Raw genomic sequence first — 19970 nt, 5'->3', positions numbered from 1 at the left:
CCGCACATTAGCACAGGGAATTTGTCAGTAGCGGCTTCCCCTGGGCAAAAGACTCGCTATGATTCCCTAAGACAGCTTTTTTGCGCTAAATATCGAAACTGGAATTTCTATGCCAAGCACAGCCTTTCATTTAGCACTTCCTGTGGATGACCTGGATGCTGCCGAGACTTTTTACGGCCAGATTCTGAGCTGCCCGCGAGGGCGGGCGTCACCCCGCTGGACCGATTACGACTTTTATGGACATCAGCTGGTTGTGCATAAGGTCGCGAGGGAAGACCTGCCCGCCGTGGCACGTAATCCCGTGGACGGTGAAGCCGTGCCTGCAAGCCATTTTGGTGTGGTGCTGGAGTGGGACGACTGGGATGCACTGCAGGGTCGTCTGGAGGCTGCCGGTGTGGATTATGCGATAGCGCCGACCACACGCTTTGCTGGTCGGCAGGGCGAGCAGCGCACCTGCTTTGTTCGCGATCCTGCGGGCAATCACCTGGAGTTCAAGTGCTTTCGCAACCCCGAGATGCTGTTTGCCACCGAAGGCTTTGACTACGAGTAATCACGCAATGTTCTCGAATGTCAGACAAGGCCTGCGCACCTGGCGATGGTATTTGCTGGGCCCTTTGCTGCTGCTGGTTGTCGCATGCAGCAGCACAACCTTTGTCTACAATCGCCTGGATTTTCTGCTGTCCTGGTATCTCGAGCGCTATGTTGATCTGGACAGAGCCCAGTCCAAGGCCTTTGATGCGCAGCTTGAGGTGCTTCTGGACTGGCATCGCCGAGAAGAGCTGCCGCGCTATTTGGATTTTTTAAACGATGTCGAAGCCGATCTAGCGTCAGACCTGAGCGTAGTCCAGTTACAGGGCTATGCTGATCGCGCCGAGGATGCGTGGCTTCGAGTACGAGAGCCGGCTCTGGAGCAGCTCCTGCTGCTCGCCGAAGATTTGAGCGACGAGCAGCTTCGGGACTTCATGGCGGTGATGGATAAAAAGCAGCGGAAGTACGAGCGCAAGTATCTGGATCGCGATGATGAAGAAATGCGCGACGACGCGGCGGACAGTCTTGAAGACACCCTCAAAGATTATCTGGGACGATTGAACGGCGAGCAATTGGATCGTGTGCGGGCTGCAGCGAACGAGCTTAGGCGATCAGATGCCGTGTGGCTGCGTGAACGCAGTGTCTGGACCGCAGAGCTTGCTCAGATTCTCGAACGGGAGCCGGGCTGGCAGCAGCGGACCAGGTCTCTGGTTGAGGAGTGGGAGAATAATCTCGACCCCGAGGTGCAAGCTTTATATGACCACAACCAGAGGACAGTGCAGGCAGCAATTGTCGACGTGGTGAACGATCGAACTGAGAAGCAGGATGTTCGTTTACGCAAGAAGCTAGCGGCACTGCGCGAGGATTTAGAACTTCTCATCAGTGAGAGCGAGCCGCTGATCAACAGCCCGTTAGCCGCAGCCCGCTAGCATCGCCCTAGGCGTCTTGGGTCAGCGCCTTAAAAAACACCTTCGAGTTGCGTTGCAGGTTGTATAGAGCCTGACGCGCGGGAGGTAGTTGATCCAATGAGCCTTCTACAAAGCCCTGCTCAAGAAACCAATGAGCCGTTTGCGTGGTGAGAACGAAGACTTCGGTGAGACCCTGGGTCAAAGCCTCGTATTCCAGCTCCTGTAAAAGACGGCGGGCTCTTTGCTCCCCGCGATAATCCGGATGCGAGACGATACAGGCGAGTTCGGCGCTTTGTTGCTCGGCAAAGGGATAGAGCGCGGCACAGGCGATGGTGCGGCCATCGCGCTCCAGAATGCGAAAACGCCCAATCTCAGTTTCGAGTAATTCCCTCGAACGCTTGAGCAGGACGCCCGATTCCTCCAGTGGTGCTATGAGCTCCAAAACACCGCCCACATCTCCAATACTCGCCCAGCGCGACTGTTCGTAAGGACGACTGGTCACCAGTGTGCCGCTTCCATCCGTAGTGAAGAGTTCACCCAGCAAAGCGTCGGGGTTATTAAAACTTACGATGTGACTGCGGGGAACACCGGCATGGCATGCGTCGCAGGCAATACTCAGGAGTCGGTTTTCCTCGTCGTCTTGTGATGTGAGAGCGCCTTCCTGATCCACTGCGTATTGCTTGATCAATGCGCCATCGCTGTCGTGAATCCCCTCCCCGCTGGCAAGAATGATCAGCTTGTCGGCTTTTAGATCCCGCGCGGCGCTAATTGCCACATCGCCAAGGCTCAGGTTAAAGGCCTCTCCGGTGGGCGAGTAACCCACAGATGACAAAAGCACGAGGCTGCCGCTGTCGAGTAAAGACTCGATGCCCTCGCAATCGATGCGTCGCACGCGGCCCGTCAGATGATGGTCTATGCCGTCAACGACACCCAGGGGCTGCGCCATAACAAAGTTGCCTGAAGCTGCGCGCAGCTTCGCGTCCTGCATAGGCGAATTGGGCAAGCTGAGCGAAAGCAGGGCCTCGAGCTCAATCCGCTGCGCGCCAATCACCTGAAGCACATGAGGGAGTATCTCGCTATCGGTAATACGCTGATCTTTGTGGAGAGCGCTCTTGATACCGGCCTCTTCCAAGCGGCGGTTTATCTGTGGACGGCTGCCGAAAACCAGTATCAGGCGCACCCCCAGACTGCTAAGTAAAGCGACATCGTGAAGTAGACGCCCCAGAGCATTACTCTCCTGAACGGCTCCGGGGATCACGATCACGAAGGTCGAGCCGCGATGCCTGTTGATGTAAGGCGCGGTGTTTCGGAACCAGGAGATAGGTGAGTTTTGTGGGTCGGTCATGGGTAGAGGATACAGCGCTTGGGCTACAAAAGTGGAGAACGCCGAAGCGGATGGGCCTTAGCCAAAAATCCCGCGCAGGGTAAAGAAGAAAATAATCGCCAGTATGGCGCCGGCGGGGAGCGTGATGAGCCAGCTTACGAAAATGGAGCCGATGACCCGCAGGTCGATGGCCGCGATACCCCGGGCAAGGCCGACGCCCAGCACCGCCCCTACAAGGGTATGCGTTGTGGAGATTGGCAGACCCGTTGCCGAGGCAAACACGACAGTAGAGGCTGCGGCGAGTGTCGCAGCAAAGCCTCGAGAGGGTGTGAGTTCAGTAATTTTGTTGCCTACAGTGGCGATAACCTTCCAGCCATAGGTGGTGAGACCGGCAACGATGCCCAGGGCGCCTATGAGCAGAATCCAGCCGGGCATGACCGCAGTGGCGTTAACTGCCCCACCGGACTGCACAATGCTGGTGACCGCGGCGATGGGACCAATGGCGTTGGCAACATCGTTGGAGCCGTGAGCAAAAGCCATGGAGCACGCGGTAAACATCATGAGTACGCCGAAGACGCGCTCTACGCTGGCAAAGCGATTGTCCTCGTTTGGCTCAAAAGGAATTTTTCTAAGGAGTACCGCGCCAAACACCGCCACCACGAAGCCGATACCGAATGACAGGGGTATCGCGTTAGCAAATTTTGACCCGAGTCCAAAATCCAGTTCCAGGCCCAAATGCTTCAAGCCTTTGAGTAGGGTAACCATGGAGATCATGAAGCCCACGATCCACATATAGACAGGAATGAGTCGCTTTGCGCGGACAAAGGGGTCGTCGTTGTCGAGAATAAACACTTTGACGCTCATAAACAGCGCAAAAGAGATGCTTCCGGCAAGTACTGGTGAGATCACCCAGCTCATGGCGATAGTGCCTACCTGGCTCCAGTTCACCGAGTCTACGGAGATCCCGACCGCGGCGAAGCCTACGATGGCACCGACAATGGAGTGTGTGGTGGAAACCGGCCAACCTCGGACGCTGGCAATTAAGAGCCAGGTGCCCGCGGCAAACAGGGCTGACATCATGCCGTACACCAAAAGTTCAGGAGATCCTTCGAGTAAGCTGGGATCGATGATGCCCTTGCGAATGGTCTCGGTAACTTCACCGCCGGCAAGGTAGGCACCCAGAAACTCAAAAACAATCGCAATGAGAATCGCTTGACGGATCGTCAGCGCGCCAGAGCCCACGGAGGTGCCCATGGCATTGGCTACGTCATTAGCACCAATACCCCAGGCCATGAAGAACCCGGCTATGCAGGCGAGACCCAAAAACTGGGGGCCGTAGGCAGCAATAATTTCCAAGATCGAATACCCGTAGGTTTAGTTCAGACTAGCTTGCCAAGAGCAGTTCAAGCTGCTCGCCCACTTCCCCGCAAGCATCAGCCAATTGGGCTAGTGATGCAGCGATCTGATAGTAAAAAACGGCGTCCAGCACCGGAAAACTGTCTTCGGTCTTGCACAGTTGGCGAACAAGACGCTGCTGCTGCGCGTCACAGCGTCGCACCTGTCGCTCAAGGGAGTTCAGCATCTTCTCCATGATCTTGCGCTCGCGTTTGCCAAAGCCTTCGGTGATGAGCTCGTCGAGCTCCCGGATTGACGTCAGTGCCTGACCGACGGTTGCCGCGAGGAGACTGCAGTGTTTGTCGAGAATGGTCTGGAGCTGGGGTGGGAACTGCATACCCCTCAACGCCACCGGTCGGGCAATGTCATGCACGCAAACGGTGATGCGGTTTTGAATATCAAGGAGCTCCAGGAGATCCGGGCGCGGCATGGCAAGAAGCAGGCCTCGAGGCAGGTGTTGACGTATTTCTCTTAGCAGCTTACGAGCATCCGCGGTGGTACTGTCGATGACGCTATGTATCTCGGCGACGCGCGTCCAGTCCTGATCCGCACTGGCGGCCAACAGCTCACAAAGGAGCTGCACAGTTTCCTGCGCGAGCTGCATATGCTCTTGAATTGGCCGGATAGGTGACCGGCCAATCAGCTTGCCCAAAGGACTCGTCATGAAACCGAAATCTCTAGTCTCGCGAAAGCGCGAAGTATAGGTCTGCTTGCGCTGCCTGTCTTGTCTATAACGGTGAATTATACCCCCATTTTATATAAGGTTATATTGCCCTCTGGGCGAGGTCAGAGCACCGGGCTGTGATAGCATGCGCCTGCGCTATTTGCCGTGAAACTAAGGGTTTTTCGCATGCTTAAGCCGGAGAACATCGAGCCGCTCGAGGGCCGGCTCACGCTAAAAGTCCTTCTGGAGGGGCTGCTCAGAGATGGCCGCATAGCGGCCGGGGATCTCCGTCGTCTTCAGGGCCTGTCTCCCGGCGCCATTCATCCGCTGGTTTTTCTCGCCAAGCAAAAACTGAAGGACCTCGAACACCCCGAGCAGACGTTAAATATGACAGCGCTGCTGGCCTGGTTGAGTCAGCGAACTGGCCAGGCGGTGGTAGAAATCGATCCTTTGAAGATCAAGGTTGCCGAGGTTTCGGAAGTTATGTCCCGGGCCTTTGCCGAGAGACATCGCATTCTCGCCGTGGACGTCAATGATGACGAGGTGGTCATTGCGAGCGCCGAGCCCTATCAGCGCGCCTGGCAGACGAACTTGGAGCAGGTACTGCGTAAGCAGATTCGCCGCGTACTGACAGATCCCCGCGACCTTCAGCGCTATACCGCCGAGTTCTACACCATGGCGGGATCCGTACGCGGTGCTCGGGATGCAGGTAAGGGCGGCACTGCGGGCAATATCGGCAATCTGGAGCAGATGCTTGAACTGGGCTCCATGCGCGAGCCCGACGCAAACGATCAACATATCGTGAGTATTGTGGACTGGCTTTTGCAATACGCTTTTGAACAGAGAGCGAGTGACATCCACATTGAACCCAGACGCGATGTTGGCAACGTGCGCTTTCGCATCGACGGGGTATTGAACACAGTCTACGAGCTTCCTGAGCAGGTCTGCGCAGCTGTGACCAGCCGGATCAAGATTCTGGGGCGCATGGATGTCGCTGAAAAACGCCGTCCCCAGGATGGACGACTCAAGACCCGCACTCCGGGCGGTGCAGAGGTTGAGCTGCGTCTCTCCACGCTGCCTACGGCCTTCGGTGAAAAGTTGGTTATGCGAATTTTTGATCCGGAAGTGCTGCACAAGAGTTTTGAGGAGCTGGGTCTGGCCGCGGATGATCTCGCCCGATGGCATGCCATGACCGGCACGGGGAACGGCATTGTGTTAGTTACAGGGCCCACCGGCTCGGGAAAAACCACGACGCTTTATTCGACTTTGCGCCAGCTCGCGACCTCCGCGGTGAATGTCTGCACCATTGAAGATCCTATCGAAATGGTCGAGGGCGCGTTTAATCAGATGCAGGTTAATCATGGCATTGATCTGGATTTCTCCACCGGGGTGCGAACGCTCATGCGCCAGGACCCCGACATCATCATGATCGGTGAGATTCGTGATCTGGAAACCGCCAACATGGCGATTCAGGCCGCGCTTACGGGTCATTTAGTGCTGTCTACGCTGCATACCAACGACTCTCCCAGTTCGGTGTCCCGTATGCTCGAACTTGGCGCACCCGCCTATCTCGTCAAGGCGACCTTGCGCGGCATTATGTCCCAGCGACTTGTGCGAATTCTGTGTGATGACTGTAAAACTGCCAAAGCGCCGGATGTGCAGGGTTGGCGGGAACTGGTGCAACCCTTTGACGTTCCGCCGCCCGATGTAATTTATGAGCCCGTGGGCTGCAAAAGCTGCCGGGAGACGGGGTATCGCGGACGGCGTGGCATCTATGAGGTCCTGGTGAATAGCCCCGCCGTACAGGAAGAAATTGTCGCGGACATTAATACCGCCCGTCTTCGCAATGTCGCATTTAGCGAGGGTATGCAGTCTCTGCGTGTGAGTGGTGCCGCTCGTGTTGCCCGCGGCGAAACGACCGTAGAAGAGGTTCTGCGAGTTGCCCCAGCGATAAGCCAGTAGGTCTTGAGTTTGTGAATCAACATACGTCTTTGCCGGACGATCTGAAGATAATTGTTGAGCAGGCCTGGGCAGCAATCGTGGATGCGGTGGGTCCTGCCGAGCAAGCTGTGCTGGAGTCGCTGCATGAGCAGACGGGCTTTACAAAGCAGCTGGAAACGGTGCTTGCCGGCTCGCGCTACGCGGCAGAGAGCCTCCGCCGAAGACCTTGGCTCATCGTACAGCTTGTCACTGCGGGTCATCTCGAAACTCCCCTGCGGGAGGGGGAGCTGGAGTCAGAGCTGGGCGAATTACTGTTTCGCAGTGACGATGAGCCCGGCATTGTTATGCGGCGTTTCAGGCAGCGCCAAATGCTGCGCATTATCTGGCGTGATCTCAATCGACTCGCGTCCACCCTCGAAACCACGCGAGACGTTTCCTGGCTGGCAGACGCCTGTATTTCCCTCGGCCTTAAACACTGCACCGATGAACTGAAAGCTAAGTTCGGTGAGCCTATCGGCAGTCAAAGCGGTGAACCGCAAAACCTGGTCGTGTTGGCCATGGGCAAACTTGGCGCCCATGAGCTCAATCTTTCCTCGGACATCGATCTGATTTTTACCTATCCCGAGGGCGGAAAGACCGAGGGAGCTCGACGCTCTATTAGTAACGAGGAGTTCTTTACGCGAGTGGGGCGCGCGTTGATCGCGCTTCTGGATCCGGTCACTGCCGAGGGCTTTGTTTTTCGTGTGGATATGCGCCTGCGGCCTTACGGCGAGAGTGGCTCTCTCGTGCAGAGCTTTCCGGCTCTTGAGGCTTACTATCAGGAACAGGGGAGAGACTGGGAGCGCTACGCGCTGATCAAGGCTCGGCCTGTTACGGGGCGCGACGTCGATCGACAGGCGCTCATGGCATGTCTCCAGCCCTTTGTTTATCGCCGCTATGTGGATTACTCCGCTATCGAAAGTCTGCGCTCCATGAAGCAACTGATCGTGGCAGAAGTTCGCCGGCGAGGATTGCAGGGGAATGTAAAGCTCGGCTCCGGCGGTATTCGGGAAATCGAATTTATTGGCCAGTGTTTTCAGCTGATTCGCGGTGGACGAGACACAGCTCTGCAACACCGGGAGCTATCGACGGTTCTGGTGGAGTGCGGCCGACTGGGTTGCCTTCCGGAATCAGTGGTGGAGGAGCTGCAGACAGCCTATTTATTCCTGCGGGATGTGGAGCATGCAATACAAGCCTGGGAGGACCGCCAAACGCAGGAGCTTCCAGACAACCCCACAGCGCAGGTTGCGCTTGCGCACGGTATGGGGTTTGCCCAATACCCGGAGTTCCTGAGTGTCCTGGATGGGCATCGCGAGCGTGTTGCTGGACACTTCGCCGCGCTTATTGCCGAGGCAGAGGACGCTCCGGCAACCCCCGAAAATAGCAACTTATGGCAGGCAGATTGCGACCCCGAGCAGTTAGCGAGCCTTGGCTATCAGGATTCGGAAGGCCTTGCCCAGAGCCTGCGCGCGCTGTTTGAGTCCAAGCGGATACAGACGCTGCAAACAGAAGGACGGGAGCGCCTCGATCGCTTTATGCCTATGCTGGTGCAGGCCTGCGCAGACTCTGAGCACCCGGATCTGGCTCTGGAACGTGCTTTGCCTTTGGTTAACGCGGTGGCCCGGCGCAGCGCCTACTTGTTATTACTGATTGAGAATCCACCGGCACTGGCTGATCTTGCAGCACTCTGCGGGGCGAGCCCCTGGATTGCTGAGCAGCTCACCAGTCGTCCAGCGCTGCTGGATGAATTACTCGACCGCGCGAGCCTGTACACCGCACCTGAACGTGAGGTCCTGCAGTCTGAGTTGCGTCAACAGTTGGCGAGACTGACCGTTGATGACCTGGAAGGGCATATGGATGCCCTGCGCTACTTCAAGGCCTCGCAGGTTCTGCGGGTGGCGGCGAGTGAATTGTCCGGTCGTCTCCCGCTGATGAAGGTGAGTGACAAACTCAGTTTTATTGCGGAAGTGTGTCTGGAGCAGGTATTGGCACTGGCCTGGGCACAGCTATCTCTGCGCTACGGTGAGCCATCGAGAGAGAGTACCGGCCGGGGGTTTGTGGTCCTGGCCTACGGCAAGCTCGGCGGCATTGAGCTGAGCTATGCCTCTGATCTCGATTTGGTTTTTATCTACGACGCGACCAGCGGTGGCTACACCGACGGCGATCGGTCCATTGATAACGCGACCTTTTATCTCCGATTGGGCCAAAAAATGATCCACATCCTCGAGACCCGAATGGGCCTAGGCCAGCTCTATGAAATCGATATGCGACTCCGTCCCTCGGGTGCGTCGGGGATGCTGGTATCCACGCTGGCTGCCTTCGAGCAATATCAGAGGAACGAAGCCTGGACCTGGGAGCATCAGGCACTGGTTCGCGCGCGGCCGGTTGCAGGTGACGAGGTGCTGGCAGAAAAAGTGGAAGTTCTTCGGCGGATTATTCTTTGTGAGTCCCGAGACAGAGATGCTCTGGCCCAAGAAGTGGTGTCGATGCGTGAGAAAATGCGCGCTCACGCCCATGTGGGTATCGAGGACTCGGACCTGGACCTCAAGCAGGGCTTCGGCGGTATCGTGGATATCGAATTTATGGTGCAATACGCCGTCCTCGCCTGGGCGTCGCAAAATCCGACCTTGGCTGATTGGTCAGACAACGTCCGAATTCTCGAAGTACTGGCACAAAGCGGCTATTTGCAGAAGGAACAGTGTCAGGCTCTGGTACAGGCCTATCTCGAGTTGCGGAGCGCTACTCATCAGTTGGCGCTGCAGCAGCAGTCACGGACAGTAGATGCGTCGCAGTTTGCGACACAGCGGAATGATGTACAGCTTGCCTGGGAATCGCTGTTTGCGACCGTCCAGAGAGGCGACGACGAAGATATAGCACCGATGAATGCTGAGCGTCCGTTTGGGCCCATCGGAAAACACGAAGAGTGAGTAGGAGAACAACATGAATTTTGCGGATCGCGACGGCACTATCTGGCTCGACGGGGAGATGATTCCCTGGCGCGAGGCCAAGGTGCACGTGCTGACGCATACGCTGCATTATGGTCTGGGTGTATTTGAGGGCGTTCGTGCCTACAACACTCCCGATCGGGGCAGCTGTATCTTCAAGCTTAATGAGCACACCAATCGCCTGTTTAACTCTGCAAAAATCCTCACCATGGATATGCCTTTTGATCGGGAAACCCTGAACGAGGCGCAGCGCGCTGTGGTTCGGGAGAACAATCTGGAGGAAGCCTACCTGCGGCCCATGTGTTTTTACGGTTCCGAAGGTATGGGTCTGCGCGCGGACGGGCTTAAGACACACGTGATGGTTGCCGCCTGGGAGTGGCCGTCTTACATGGATCCCGAAGCCGTGGCACGGGGAATCAAAGTGCGAACGTCGTCCTATACTCGCCACCACGTGAATATCACCATGTGTAAAGCCAAGGCCAACGGCAACTACATCAACTCTATGCTGGCATTGCGGGAGGCGCTGGATTCCGGCGCTGAAGAAGCACTCCTTCTGGATAACGAAGGCTATGTTGCCGAAGGCAGTGGTGAGAACGTGTTTATAGTCCGTCGAGGAAAAATCCACACGCCGGAACTCACCTCCTGTTTGGACGGTATCACCCGAGGCACGGTGTTCGCCTTTGCACAGGAACTGGGCCTGGAGATAGTTGAGCGTCGTATCACCAGAGACGAGGTCTACGTCGCGGATGAAGCGTTCTTTACGGGCACGGCGGCAGAAGTTGTTCCTATTCGGATGCTAGACGGGCGCGAAATCGGTAGCGGCAGCCGTGGTCCCATTACGGAACAGATGCAGTCGATGTACTTTGATGCGGTGCGCGGTAATCGACCGCAGAATGCAGATTGGCTGACTCCCGTCGCCTGAGCGCATAAATCAAAATAGAGATAAAGCTATGAGTGAAAACGCCGAGCTCCCGGTAACGGAACTAAGCCTGGACAGCGGTGTTTTCTATCGCCGCTGGGATGTGGAGTCCCCTCGCGCTGTCGCACTCATTGTGCACGGCCTTGGCGAGCATAGCGGTCGCTATCAGCATGTTGCCGAGGCTTTGGCCGCACGCAATATTGCCAGCTTTGCGCCGGATCACCCTGGCCACGGCCACAGCCCGGGACACCGTTGTTTTATCAGCAAGTTTGCGGACTTTTACCCTGCCCTCGATGCTCTGCGAGACATGATAGCTATGGACTACGAAGGGGTTCCCTGCTTCATTATCGGGCACAGCATGGGAGGGTTGATTGCCGGCAATTATCTCCTTGAGAGGCCGTCCCGGTTTGCAGGCGCCGCCTTTTCTGGCGCTGCTTTCGAGGTGCCTGAGCCTCCCAGTGGTCTAGAGATTTTTATCAACAAGATTTTGGCGACCATCGTGCCAAAATTTGGTGCTTTGCAGTTGGATGCCAGTCAGGTGAGCCGCGATGCAGAGGTTGTGCGTCGCTATCAGGAAGACCCTCTGGTGCATAGCGGCAAGACCTCGGCGCGCTTGCTGGCGGAGCTGTTTGACGCCATGGGGAATCTGGAAAAGCGCCGCGGGGAAATTTCGCTGCCAGTGCTCGTGATGCATGGGGAAGGCGATGTCATGGCCGCTGCGAGGGGATCTCAGCATTTCTTTGATAGCGTAGGGAGCAGCGATAAGACCCTGCGTTTGTATCCGGGCCTTTATCACGAAATATTTAACGAGCCAGAGCAGGCCAAAGTGCTGGGCGAGCTCTGCGACTGGCTGGATGCTCACATAAAGGCGGACTAGCCATGACGCAATTTTTTGGTAGCGCTGCGTATGTCTGAGGGTCAACCCTTGAAGGTATTGGTGACGGGCGCAGGGGGGCAGCTGGGCGCCGCCTTGAGTGCGACTGCTCCTGACTCTACAGAGCTTTGCGCCCTTCGCAGGGACGACTGCGACATTTCTGATCCTGCTGCGGTCGAGGCGGTGCTCGAAGCCCAGATGCCACAGCTCGTTATTAATGCCGCTGCCTACACTGCCGTTGATCGTGCAGAAGATGAGCCAGACGCTGCATTTGCGGCGAATGCCGAGGCCCCGGGTTTACTGGCCCGAGCCTGCGCTGCTCGCGGAATTCGGTTTTTTCATGTTTCTACGGACTTTGTATTTGATGGTTCGCGCAGTGCCCCTTATCCCGTTGATGCTGTCACTGCGCCCCTGGGCGTGTACGGCGAGAGTAAGCGGGCAGGCGAGCAGGCCGTGTTGGAGTCCCGCGCTAACGCCCTGATTCTTCGCACGGGCTGGGTTTATTCTCACGACGGCCAGAATTTCATGCGCACCATGCTTCGGCTCCATGGTTCCCATGACCACATTAGCGTTGTATCGGACCAAGTGGGCACGCCGACGGATGCCTTCTCTCTAGCTGCGGCACTTTGGGCTGCGGCGGCACATCCTGCCCTCACGGGGATTTACCATTGGAGTGATGCGGGTGTTTGCAGCTGGTATGACTTTGCGCAGGCGATTGGTGAAGAAGCCATCGCTATGGGCTTGTTACAAAAAATGGCGGTGGTAACTCCCATCCGCACCGAGGACTACCCGACACCGGCATCGCGCCCGGCTTACAGCGTGCTGGACAAAACTCTGAGTTGGCGGGATTTTGAGCTTCAGCCGACGCACTGGCGCAGCCAATTGCGCGCCGTTCTCACACGACTTAAGGAGACGGATCATGGCTAAGACTCTACTGGTAACCGGAGCTGCGGGATTCATTGGATCTAATTTTGTGCATTACTGGCTCGGCGCTCACCCCGAGGATCGAGTGATTGCCTACGATGCGCTGACCTACGCGGGGAATCGCGCAAATCTTGCTGCCGTCGAAGACAAGGATAACTTCAGTTTTGTCCACGCCGACATTTGTGACGAGCCCACAGTGACAAAGCTCATGCGCAACGAGGCGGTGGATACCGTCGTGCACTTTGCCGCTGAGAGTCATGTTGATCGGTCCATTAGCGGTCCTGACGCCTTTCTCGAAACCAACATCATGGGTACCCATAGTCTGCTCAAAGCCGCGCGGAACGTTTGGTTAGAGGGCGATGGAAAACCCCATCGCTTTCATCATGTGTCCACGGACGAGGTCTATGGCTCACTCGCTCCGGATGCGCCGGGGTTTTTCGAAGCCCAGCAGTATCAGCCGAACTCACCCTACTCTGCGAGTAAGGCCGCGTCGGATCACCTGGTGCGCGCTTATCTGCATAGCTACGGATTACAGGTAAGCACCAGCAATTGCTCCAACAACTACGGTCCTTTTCACTTCCCCGAAAAACTGATTCCCCTGTGCCTGACCAATATTCTTCGGGGACGGGAGCTGCCCGTTTATGGCGATGGCAGCAATATTCGCGATTGGCTCTACGTCGAGGATCACTGCCGGGGTATCGAGCTCGTGCTGGATAAAGGCGAGGTGGGTGAGTGCTACAACATCGGTGGTAACAACGAGTGGAACAATCTGGCGATTGTGAATTTGCTGTGCGAGCGTCTGGACGCGAGGTTTGCTGCGGATCCCGATTTGCAGCAGCGGTTCCCTGAGGCACCCCAAAGCCGCGGTGAGTCCGCCGAGAGTCTTATTCGATTTGTCACGGATCGAGCCGGACATGACTGGCGCTACGCTATTGATGCGAGTCGGATCATGAACGAGCTGGGGTACTCCCCCGCCGAGACCTTTGAGACGGGTATTGAGCGCACCCTGGACTGGTATCTAGCGAACGAAGACTGGTGGCGGCCTTTAGTTCAGGCCTGAAGGCGCAGAAAGAGCAGAGACACCGGGCGGTTTACTGATGCTCTCCCTCCCTGAAACGTGAGTACCTCCCCTGGCTCGGCGAGTACGGTGTGTCTTGAGCACGCGGATCTGCGAGCGGAGATTGATCCTCGGGCGGGAGCGGCGCTCCTTGTGCTTCAGTCGCAACGCGGCGGCCATTGGCAGGATTGGCTTGTGGACGAAGGTCTCGCTGCATCAATAGGAACACCGGCGTGCTTCCCTCTCATACCTTTTGCCAATCGCGTCGCTTATGGGGCGCTTGAGCAAAGTAGTGCGAGACTTGTTGCTAATCGTCCGGACCTGTCCGCCCACCCCATCCATGGTTATGCCTGGCAAGCACCGTGGCAGGTTGATGACCGAGATGCTCAGTCACTGCAGTTAAGTTATGACGGCAGTGATGATCCCTGGCCCTGGCAGTACCGAGCAGCTTTGAGTGTCGTCCTTGCACCTCGGGAACTGCGGATACAAATGAGTCTGATAAATCTCGGCAGCGAAGCGATGCCGGCGGGCCTGGGTTTGCACCCTGCGTTTCCCAGCAAAGATTTACTCGGCGTAACGGCCGAGACCACGGCGTTTTTACCGGTGACTGACACGGGCTTGCCGGATGCCTATATGGCAGGGGCGCAGGAGTGCGCGGACCTAGCCGCTGGAGTTTTGCCTTACGCAGGTATGGATAGCGATTTCGACGGCTGGCGAAACAGCGTGCGGATGGAGTGGAGCGATCGAGTTCTTGAGCTTTCTTCGGATCCGGTTTTTGCTGCGCTCCATGTCTTCAGGCCTGTTGCTAAGCCCTTGCTGTGCCTTGAGCCTGTGACGCATTTGACCGGGGCGATGGCAACACAGCGTTTACCAGATATCCCAGCGCCGCCCATGTTAAAGCCCGCAGAGGAGTTGGCAGGGAGCATAATCTTTCGGCTTTTGCAGCCCTGAGGCTTAGCCCCAAGTTGGAACCTCCAGAAGTGCTAGCGAAGTCGCGGCGCGTCCCCAAATGACATTCCCGTTTGATCCTTTGCAGACAGTGACGGTGGCCGTCCGTCCACCAAGGGCCATTCGATAGCAAGGCTGGGGTCATCCCAGGCAATAATGACTTCGTTGCCCGGATCGTACTTGTCTGTGCATTTGTACTGAAAATCAGCGTACTCGGATGTGACATAGAAGCCGTGGGCAAACCCCGGCGGGACCCATAGCATTTGCTGATCTTTGGCATCCAGGGTGACGCCGTACCATTGGCCGAGGGTAGGTGAGTCTTCTCGGAGGTCCACAGCGACATCGTAAACACTGCCGGCGGTGACTCGCACCAGCTTTCCCTGAGTGTGCTTGGTTTGATAGTGCAGGCCGCGGAGAATGCCCTGGGCGGAGCGGCTGTGATTGTCCTGGACAAAATTCAGATCAAAACCCGCGTTCCGAAACTCTTCGGCGTTCCAGCTCTCTATAAAAAATCCGCGCTCGTCGCCAAACACTTTGGGCGTCAGTAAATAGACGCCAGGAAGACTGGTGGCCTCAAACTGCATTGCGAACCGCTCCTTCTTCGCGAAGCAGACCCATCAAATATTCTCCATAGCCACTCTTGATGAGAGGTGCAGCCAGGGCCTGGAGGCCTTCGGCATCAATGTATCCCATGCGATAGGCGACTTCTTCGGGGCAGGCGATCTTGAGTCCCTGCCGTTCTTCCACGACGCGGATAAAGTTGGCCGCGTCTAAAAGAGAGTTGTGAGTGCCCGTATCCAGCCAGGCCGTGCCGCGACTCATGACCTCGACGTGGAGATCGCCGCGTTTCAAGTAGGCGAGGTTTACATCGGTAATCTCGAGCTCCCCTCGCGGCGACGGTTGAATGTTTTTAGCGATGTCGACGACATCATTATCGTAGAAGTACAGGCCGGTCACCGCATAGTGCGATCGGGGGTTTGCCGGTTTTTCTTCGATATTGCTGGCTACTCCGTCGCTGTCAAAATCCACCACACCGTAACGCTCGGGATCATTGACATAATAGGCAAAGACCGAAGCACCGTTTTTGCGCTCTGCCGCATGACGCAGGCTTTTCGAAAAACCGTCGCCATAGAAAATGTTGTCGCCCAGTACCAGGCTTACGGGATTGTTACCCACGAAGTCGGCGCCGAGAATAAACGCCTGGGCCAGACCATCGGGGCTGGGTTGCACCGCATAGCTGATGTTAATGCCCCACTGTTCTCCGCCGCCAAGCAAATCGGCAAAGGCTTTTTGGTCCCGGGGGGTGGTGATGATCAGCACGTCGCGGATCCCGGCTTCCATGAGCGTCGCCAGGGGATAGTAGATCATTGGTTTGTCATAAACCGGCATGAGCTGCTTACTTACCGTGCTGGTAAGTGGGTGAAGTCGCGTACCTGAGCCGCCGGCGAGAATGATGCCCTTGTAGGCTGTCTCGCTCATAGTTTTACGTCCATGACTGTTATTAAGACGCTTAGTATATCCGCGACCCTTGGGGTCTGTCGTGTGAGCTGAGTCCCGGTCCCTAAAGTTTTAGTCCGCACTGGGATGCGAGTCACAGGACGGACAAATACGAGGGCCCTCGCCTGTTCTTTCAGGCGTTTTGGCAATGCTTGTACCAATGCCTGCGGTGTATACAATGCGCGGCTGTTTCAAACTTCTTCATCTCCCTCGGAGCTTCATGTCCGGTCGTTTGCACATTGCCTTGCTTGGCTATCGCAGCCAGCCCCACGGTGGGGGCCAGGGCATCTATCTGCATTACCTGAGCAAGGCCCTGGTCGAGGCAGGGCATGAGGTTGATGTCATTTCGGGTCCACCCTACCCCGAGCTCGACCCCCGCGTGCGTCTGATCCACATACCCAGTCTGGACCTGTTTACCCATGGTCTTGGCTCTTTGCGTCCGCGACACCTGCTTTCCCTAAGCGATATGATCGAGTGGATGAGCAAGCTCACAGGAGGGTTTGCCGAGCCTTATACCTTTGGACGGCGCGTAAGGAAGTACCTCCATAAAGAAGGTCGGCACTACGACCTTATTCATGACAACCAAAGCCTCAGCTATGGCGTGCTCAAGTTACAGAGTGAGGGCTTTCCTTTGGTCACTACCGTGCACCACCCGATCACCCACGACCTGCGCATTGCACTTAGAGCGGCGCGGACCTGGCATGAGCGCTTGTTAGTGCGTCGCTGGCATTCGTTTTTGACTATGCAGGGTAAGGTCGTGCGCAAGTTGCGCCATGTGATTACCGTATCCCAGCAGTCTCGCGACGACATCGCCGCAGATTTTGGATTGTCGGAAGATAAGATTGACCTGGTGTACAACGGCATCGATACGGCGGTGTTTCGACCCCATGGCGAGATACAGCGCCGTCAGAATCGCTTGATGGCCACTGCCTCGGCGGATGCCCCGCTCAAGGGCTTGCGCTACCTGCTCAAGGCCTACGCTTCACTACTTGCAGACTATCCCGATCTGGAATTGTTGGTTGTGGGTCGGCCCCAGCCCGGTGGTAAAACAGAACAACTGCTGGATCGGCTTAACATTCGGGAGCGCGTACGATTTATCTCCGGCATCAGTACGGGAGAGATGGTGCGACATTACGCCGAAGCAACGGTGGCGGTTATCCCGTCGATTTATGAAGGTTTTGGTCTTCCTGCGGGAGAAGCGATGGCCTGCGCGGTTCCCGTGGTCTCCACCGATGGTGGGGCTCTGCCGGAGATCGTCGGGGACGCGGGGGTAGTGGTCCCTAGTGCTGATGCGGATGCTTTGGCGCAGGCGATCTCAGCGCTGCTGGAAGATGCCGAGGAGCGCGAACGATTGGCTCAGGTCGGGCGTCAGCGCATTCTTGATACCTTTAGCTGGACTGTCTGTGGCGAACAGATGGTTCGCTATTATCGGGGGGTAATTGCTGATGCAAACCCTTGATCGCAATTTTTTCCCCATGCGGCCTGGGCAGCGAGTGCTGGACCTTGGCTGTGGCGAAGGGCGACATGTGATTGCTGCCTGTGCGCTCGATGGCATGGATGCGGTGGGTGTAGATCTGTCTCTCAAAGACCTCGCAACGGCCCGGGAACGCATGGCAGAGTTTCGCGGTGAGCTTGGGGAGGCGGGTTCCGAGGTAAGGTCGGAGAATTCGGCGATGTTTTTGCTTCTCGTCGGGGATGCGCTGCGACTCCCCTTTGAAGACGCAAGCTTTGATGCGGTCATCTGTAGTGAAGTGCTGGAGCATATTCCTGACTATCGCAACGCATTGGCAGAGATTTCGCGCGTTCTGAAGCCCGGTGGACGGTTTTGTGCCAGTGTGCCTCGTGCCTGGTGCGAGAGAATCTGTTGGGCCTTATCGCGGGAGTATCACCAGGTGCCTGGCGGCCATCTGCGCATTTTCGATAAGGGTCGCCTGCGCTTTGAGATAGAGAAGCACGGCTTTTCTGTCTATTACGAGCATGGGGCCCATGCACTGCACAGCATCTACTGGTGGCTGCAGTGTTTGTTCTGGAAATCGCGGGAGCGTAACTGGCTGGTGCGTCAATATCATCGTTTGCTGGTCTGGGATATGATGAGCCAACCAGCGTTTACGCGCGTGCTTGAGCGCGCTCTCAACCCCGTTCTTGGTAAAAGTGTCGTCATGTATTCTCGTAAGGGCAGCGAGTGAGCGGCCCCTATTTCACCACCGGACTATTTCCCCGGGATTTTCTTGCGCCGACCATTGCGTCGATTCGTGATGCCCAGCTGTTAAATGGAGAAATACCCTGGTCACCCGGTAACTATGCGGACCCCTGGGATCATGTCGAAGCCGCCATGGGGCTATCCATAGGCGGTGAATGGGAGGCAGCAGAGCGGGCTTATCGCTGGCTGGCCGAGCAGCAGCTTGGCGACGGCAGTTGGTGGGCCGCCTACAGAAATGGCGTGCCAGATAATCGCGAACGGCGCGAAACGAATTTTGTTGCCTATGTAGCCACCGGTGTCTGGCACCACTATCTCATCAGCGAGAACCGCGACTTTTTGGCTGAGCTTTGGCCTGTCGTGGATGGGGCAATGCGCTTTGTGATGTCATTGCAGTCCGCGTACGGAGATATCGACTGGGCGGTGGATGAAGATGGCACGCCGCGTAGCGACGCGCTCATTACCGGCTGCAGTTCGATTTATAAGAGTCTCGAATGCGCTCACAATATAGCCGTCACCATTGGCGAAGATCGACCGGAGTTTCTCGAAAGTCGCAAAGCCCTCGGTGAGGCCCTGCGCCATCGTCCTGAGCGTTTCGATCGAACCTGGGAGAGCAAGTCTCGCTACTCCATGGATTGGTTTTATCCCGTGCTTACCGGCGTTGTTACCGGCGCAGAAGCCCGAGAGCGCTTGGCCTCCCGTTGGGATGAGTTTGTAGAAGACGGCATGGGCTGTCGATGCGTAGTTGAGGAGCCCTGGGTAACCGTCGCAGAGTCCTGCGAGCTGGTGATGGCCTTGCTAGCTTCGGGGGATCGGGCGCGGGCCGCAGAACTTTACAGTTGGCTGCATCAGTGGCGCAGCGATGAGGGCGATTACTGGACCGGTTATCAGTTTGCAGAAGACCTGCTTTGGCCCAACGAGCGACCCACCTGGACTGCCGGGGCTGTACTGCTGGCCGCCGATGCGCTTACGCAGCACACCGCCGCTGCGAATCTGTTTACACAGGTGACACTGCTCGACACTGCGTCAGGCGAGTTGGTTCGTCGCGCTAAGTAAGTCAGTGGTAGATAGCCCGGGGGCGGCTGCCAGCGGGCGTTTCGACTCACAAACGAATAAAGTCAGTGCTTACTTCCCTACAAGCGCTCCAGAATTCTCAAGCTGTCCACAGCGACAATTTCTTTAAACAGGCCTGAGGCCAGCGCAAGTCGATAGACGGTGATGGGTGCCTGCCCACCGGCTTCGGCGCCGGGATATACATCGTGAATAGCTAATCGCCCTTTGGATGCAATCGAGCCAACCCAGCTTCGGTAGTCCAGCAGAGCTGCATCCAGACTGTGTCCTCCATCGATAAAGACCAGCCCTAAACTGCCCCGCCATGCTTGCGCAAACTGCGCCGAGCTGCTCAAAACCGCTATGACCGTATCATCAAGCCCGGCGGCGCTAATCGTTCGTCGGAAGCTTGCAAGGGTACTAAAGGCCCCCTGGTCATCAATGAGTGCGGAGTCGTGAAACATTTCGCCGGGTTGATGCTCCTCGGAGCCGCGATGATGGTCTACCGCGAATAAAGTGCTGTTGGTCGCCTTGCAGCCAAGACCGAGGTACACCGTTGATTTTCCGCAGTAGCTGCCGATTTCCACGGCGACCGCGCCTGACTCCAACTCGCTTGCACAGCGAAACAAGGCTTCTCCCTCTGCATGGGACAGAAAGCCTTTCACCTGGTCGATATCGATAGGCAGCGAAAGTTCGAAATGCTGGGGCACAGTTTTTAGCTCGGCTTTGTCGGGGCGTCGAAGTTACCGATAGCGGCAGT

Annotated in this window: 18 protein-coding genes; 12 read left to right on the top strand and 6 right to left on the bottom strand. The window is 56.8% G+C overall.

The features are described 5' to 3' along the window. Positions 1 to 109 precede the first annotated feature (109 nt). Both ACTG39_RS05730 and ACTG39_RS05725 read left to right on the top strand, forming a co-directional pair. Positions 110 to 550: a VOC family protein gene (locus ACTG39_RS05730; protein WP_439106583.1), complete on the top strand. Its 441-nt coding sequence runs from the start codon at positions 110 to 112 to the stop codon at positions 548 to 550. A 7-nt stretch (positions 551 to 557) separates the two neighbouring features. Continuing rightward, on the top strand, positions 558 to 1457 hold the full coding sequence (locus tag ACTG39_RS05725; RefSeq protein ID WP_439106582.1) for a DUF6279 family lipoprotein: 900 nt from the start codon (positions 558 to 560) through the stop codon (positions 1455 to 1457). Between the two features lie 7 nt (positions 1458 to 1464). Here ACTG39_RS05725 and argA read toward each other — a convergent pair whose 3' ends face one another. The 3 genes from argA to ACTG39_RS05710 are packed head-to-tail and all read right to left on the bottom strand — an operon-like array spanning position 1465 to position 4819. Continuing rightward, positions 1465 to 2781 (bottom strand): amino-acid N-acetyltransferase, encoded by a 1317-nt coding sequence (gene argA, locus ACTG39_RS05720; RefSeq protein WP_439106581.1) that lies wholly within the window; start codon positions 2779 to 2781, stop codon positions 1465 to 1467. A 57-nt stretch (positions 2782 to 2838) separates the two neighbouring features. Then, positions 2839 to 4116 (bottom strand): inorganic phosphate transporter, encoded by a 1278-nt coding sequence (locus tag ACTG39_RS05715; RefSeq protein WP_439106580.1) that lies wholly within the window; start codon positions 4114 to 4116, stop codon positions 2839 to 2841. A gap of 28 nt (positions 4117 to 4144) precedes the next feature. Beyond that, positions 4145 to 4819 carry a DUF47 family protein gene (locus ACTG39_RS05710; protein WP_439106579.1) on the bottom strand — a complete coding sequence of 225 codons (675 nt, stop codon included), beginning with the start codon at positions 4817 to 4819 and terminating at the stop codon, positions 4145 to 4147. Between the two features lie 186 nt (positions 4820 to 5005). On the opposite strand from ACTG39_RS05710, the gene ACTG39_RS05705 reads away from it, so the two are divergent. Genes ACTG39_RS05705 through ACTG39_RS05675 form a run of 7 tightly spaced genes read left to right on the top strand, consistent with a single transcriptional unit; the run spans position 5006 to position 14469 of the window. Continuing rightward, positions 5006 to 6781, top strand: a complete 1776-nt coding sequence (locus tag ACTG39_RS05705) for a GspE/PulE family protein (protein WP_439106578.1) — start codon at positions 5006 to 5008, stop codon at positions 6779 to 6781. Between the two features lie 11 nt (positions 6782 to 6792). Further along, positions 6793 to 9726 carry a bifunctional [glutamate--ammonia ligase]-adenylyl-L-tyrosine phosphorylase/[glutamate--ammonia-ligase] adenylyltransferase gene (gene glnE, locus ACTG39_RS05700; RefSeq protein WP_439106577.1) on the top strand — a complete coding sequence of 978 codons (2934 nt, stop codon included), beginning with the start codon at positions 6793 to 6795 and terminating at the stop codon, positions 9724 to 9726. Positions 9727 to 9739: 13 nt separating this feature from the next. Beyond that, a complete protein-coding gene (locus ACTG39_RS05695) occupies positions 9740 to 10666 on the top strand; it encodes a branched-chain amino acid transaminase (RefSeq protein WP_439106576.1) in 927 nt (308 codons plus the stop codon). A gap of 28 nt (positions 10667 to 10694) precedes the next feature. Next, the gene (locus tag ACTG39_RS05690; RefSeq protein ID WP_439106575.1) at positions 10695 to 11540 is read left to right on the top strand and encodes an alpha/beta hydrolase; all 846 of its coding nucleotides are present in this window, start codon (positions 10695 to 10697) and stop codon (positions 11538 to 11540) included. Between the two features lie 30 nt (positions 11541 to 11570). Further along, positions 11571 to 12464, top strand: a complete 894-nt coding sequence (gene rfbD, locus ACTG39_RS05685; protein ID WP_439106574.1) for a dTDP-4-dehydrorhamnose reductase — start codon at positions 11571 to 11573, stop codon at positions 12462 to 12464. After that, the gene (gene rfbB, locus ACTG39_RS05680) at positions 12457 to 13521 is read left to right on the top strand and encodes a dTDP-glucose 4,6-dehydratase (RefSeq protein WP_439106573.1); all 1065 of its coding nucleotides are present in this window, start codon (positions 12457 to 12459) and stop codon (positions 13519 to 13521) included. Before rfbD ends, rfbB begins: the two co-directional genes overlap by 8 nt. A gap of 57 nt (positions 13522 to 13578) precedes the next feature. Beyond that, complete coding sequence (locus tag ACTG39_RS05675) at positions 13579 to 14469, top strand: aldose 1-epimerase (RefSeq protein WP_439106572.1); 891 nt, start codon at positions 13579 to 13581, stop codon at positions 14467 to 14469. A 32-nt stretch (positions 14470 to 14501) separates the two neighbouring features. On the opposite strand, the gene rfbC is transcribed toward ACTG39_RS05675, so the two are convergent. Together rfbC and rfbA are read right to left on the bottom strand one after the other, a co-directional pair. Beyond that, a complete protein-coding gene (gene rfbC, locus ACTG39_RS05670; protein WP_439106571.1) occupies positions 14502 to 15050 on the bottom strand; it encodes a dTDP-4-dehydrorhamnose 3,5-epimerase in 549 nt (182 codons plus the stop codon). Then, entirely contained in the window at positions 15040 to 15945 is a 906-nt protein-coding gene (gene rfbA / locus ACTG39_RS05665; protein WP_439106570.1) for a glucose-1-phosphate thymidylyltransferase RfbA, read from the bottom strand. Before rfbA ends, rfbC begins: the two co-directional genes overlap by 11 nt. A 238-nt stretch (positions 15946 to 16183) precedes the next feature. On the opposite strand from rfbA, the gene ACTG39_RS05660 reads away from it, so the two are divergent. Genes ACTG39_RS05660 through ACTG39_RS05650 form a run of 3 tightly spaced genes read left to right on the top strand, consistent with a single transcriptional unit; the run spans position 16184 to position 19216 of the window. Next, complete coding sequence (locus tag ACTG39_RS05660; RefSeq protein WP_439106569.1) at positions 16184 to 17422, top strand: glycosyltransferase family 4 protein; 1239 nt, start codon at positions 16184 to 16186, stop codon at positions 17420 to 17422. Next, positions 17409 to 18149 (top strand): methyltransferase domain-containing protein, encoded by a 741-nt coding sequence (locus ACTG39_RS05655; protein WP_439106568.1) that lies wholly within the window; start codon positions 17409 to 17411, stop codon positions 18147 to 18149. Before ACTG39_RS05660 ends, ACTG39_RS05655 begins: the two co-directional genes overlap by 14 nt. Further along, on the top strand, positions 18146 to 19216 hold the full coding sequence (locus ACTG39_RS05650; RefSeq protein WP_439106567.1) for a prenyltransferase: 1071 nt from the start codon (positions 18146 to 18148) through the stop codon (positions 19214 to 19216). The genes ACTG39_RS05655 and ACTG39_RS05650 overlap by 4 nt, the downstream gene beginning before the upstream one ends. A 77-nt stretch (positions 19217 to 19293) precedes the next feature. On the opposite strand, the gene ACTG39_RS05645 is transcribed toward ACTG39_RS05650, so the two are convergent. After that, complete coding sequence (locus tag ACTG39_RS05645; RefSeq protein ID WP_439106566.1) at positions 19294 to 19920, bottom strand: class I SAM-dependent methyltransferase; 627 nt, start codon at positions 19918 to 19920, stop codon at positions 19294 to 19296. Positions 19921 to 19970 lie beyond the last annotated feature (50 nt).

The organism is Congregibacter sp. (assembly GCF_965662665.1).
Classification (GTDB): domain Bacteria; phylum Pseudomonadota; class Gammaproteobacteria; order Pseudomonadales; family Halieaceae; genus Congregibacter.
This window is presented reverse-complemented; position numbering and strand designations above follow the sequence as displayed.

Coding starts and splice junctions, on each gene's coding strand:
- rfbB (WP_439106573.1), top strand. CDS start 12,457: ATGGCTAAGACTCTACTGGTAACCGGAGCTGCGGGATTCATTGGATCT.
- ACTG39_RS05725 (WP_439106582.1), top strand. CDS start 558: ATGTTCTCGAATGTCAGACAAGGCCTGCGCACCTGGCGATGGTATTTG.
- ACTG39_RS05710 (WP_439106579.1), bottom strand. CDS start 4,819: ATGACGAGTCCTTTGGGCAAGCTGATTGGCCGGTCACCTATCCGGCCA.
- ACTG39_RS05690 (WP_439106575.1), top strand. CDS start 10,695: ATGAGTGAAAACGCCGAGCTCCCGGTAACGGAACTAAGCCTGGACAGC.
- rfbD (WP_439106574.1), top strand. CDS start 11,571: ATGTCTGAGGGTCAACCCTTGAAGGTATTGGTGACGGGCGCAGGGGGG.
- ACTG39_RS05660 (WP_439106569.1), top strand. CDS start 16,184: ATGTCCGGTCGTTTGCACATTGCCTTGCTTGGCTATCGCAGCCAGCCC.
- argA (WP_439106581.1), bottom strand. CDS start 2,781: ATGACCGACCCACAAAACTCACCTATCTCCTGGTTCCGAAACACCGCG.
- rfbC (WP_439106571.1), bottom strand. CDS start 15,050: ATGCAGTTTGAGGCCACCAGTCTTCCTGGCGTCTATTTACTGACGCCC.
- ACTG39_RS05730 (WP_439106583.1), top strand. CDS start 110: ATGCCAAGCACAGCCTTTCATTTAGCACTTCCTGTGGATGACCTGGAT.
- rfbA (WP_439106570.1), bottom strand. CDS start 15,945: ATGAGCGAGACAGCCTACAAGGGCATCATTCTCGCCGGCGGCTCAGGT.
- ACTG39_RS05705 (WP_439106578.1), top strand. CDS start 5,006: ATGCTTAAGCCGGAGAACATCGAGCCGCTCGAGGGCCGGCTCACGCTA.
- ACTG39_RS05695 (WP_439106576.1), top strand. CDS start 9,740: ATGAATTTTGCGGATCGCGACGGCACTATCTGGCTCGACGGGGAGATG.
- ACTG39_RS05655 (WP_439106568.1), top strand. CDS start 17,409: ATGCAAACCCTTGATCGCAATTTTTTCCCCATGCGGCCTGGGCAGCGA.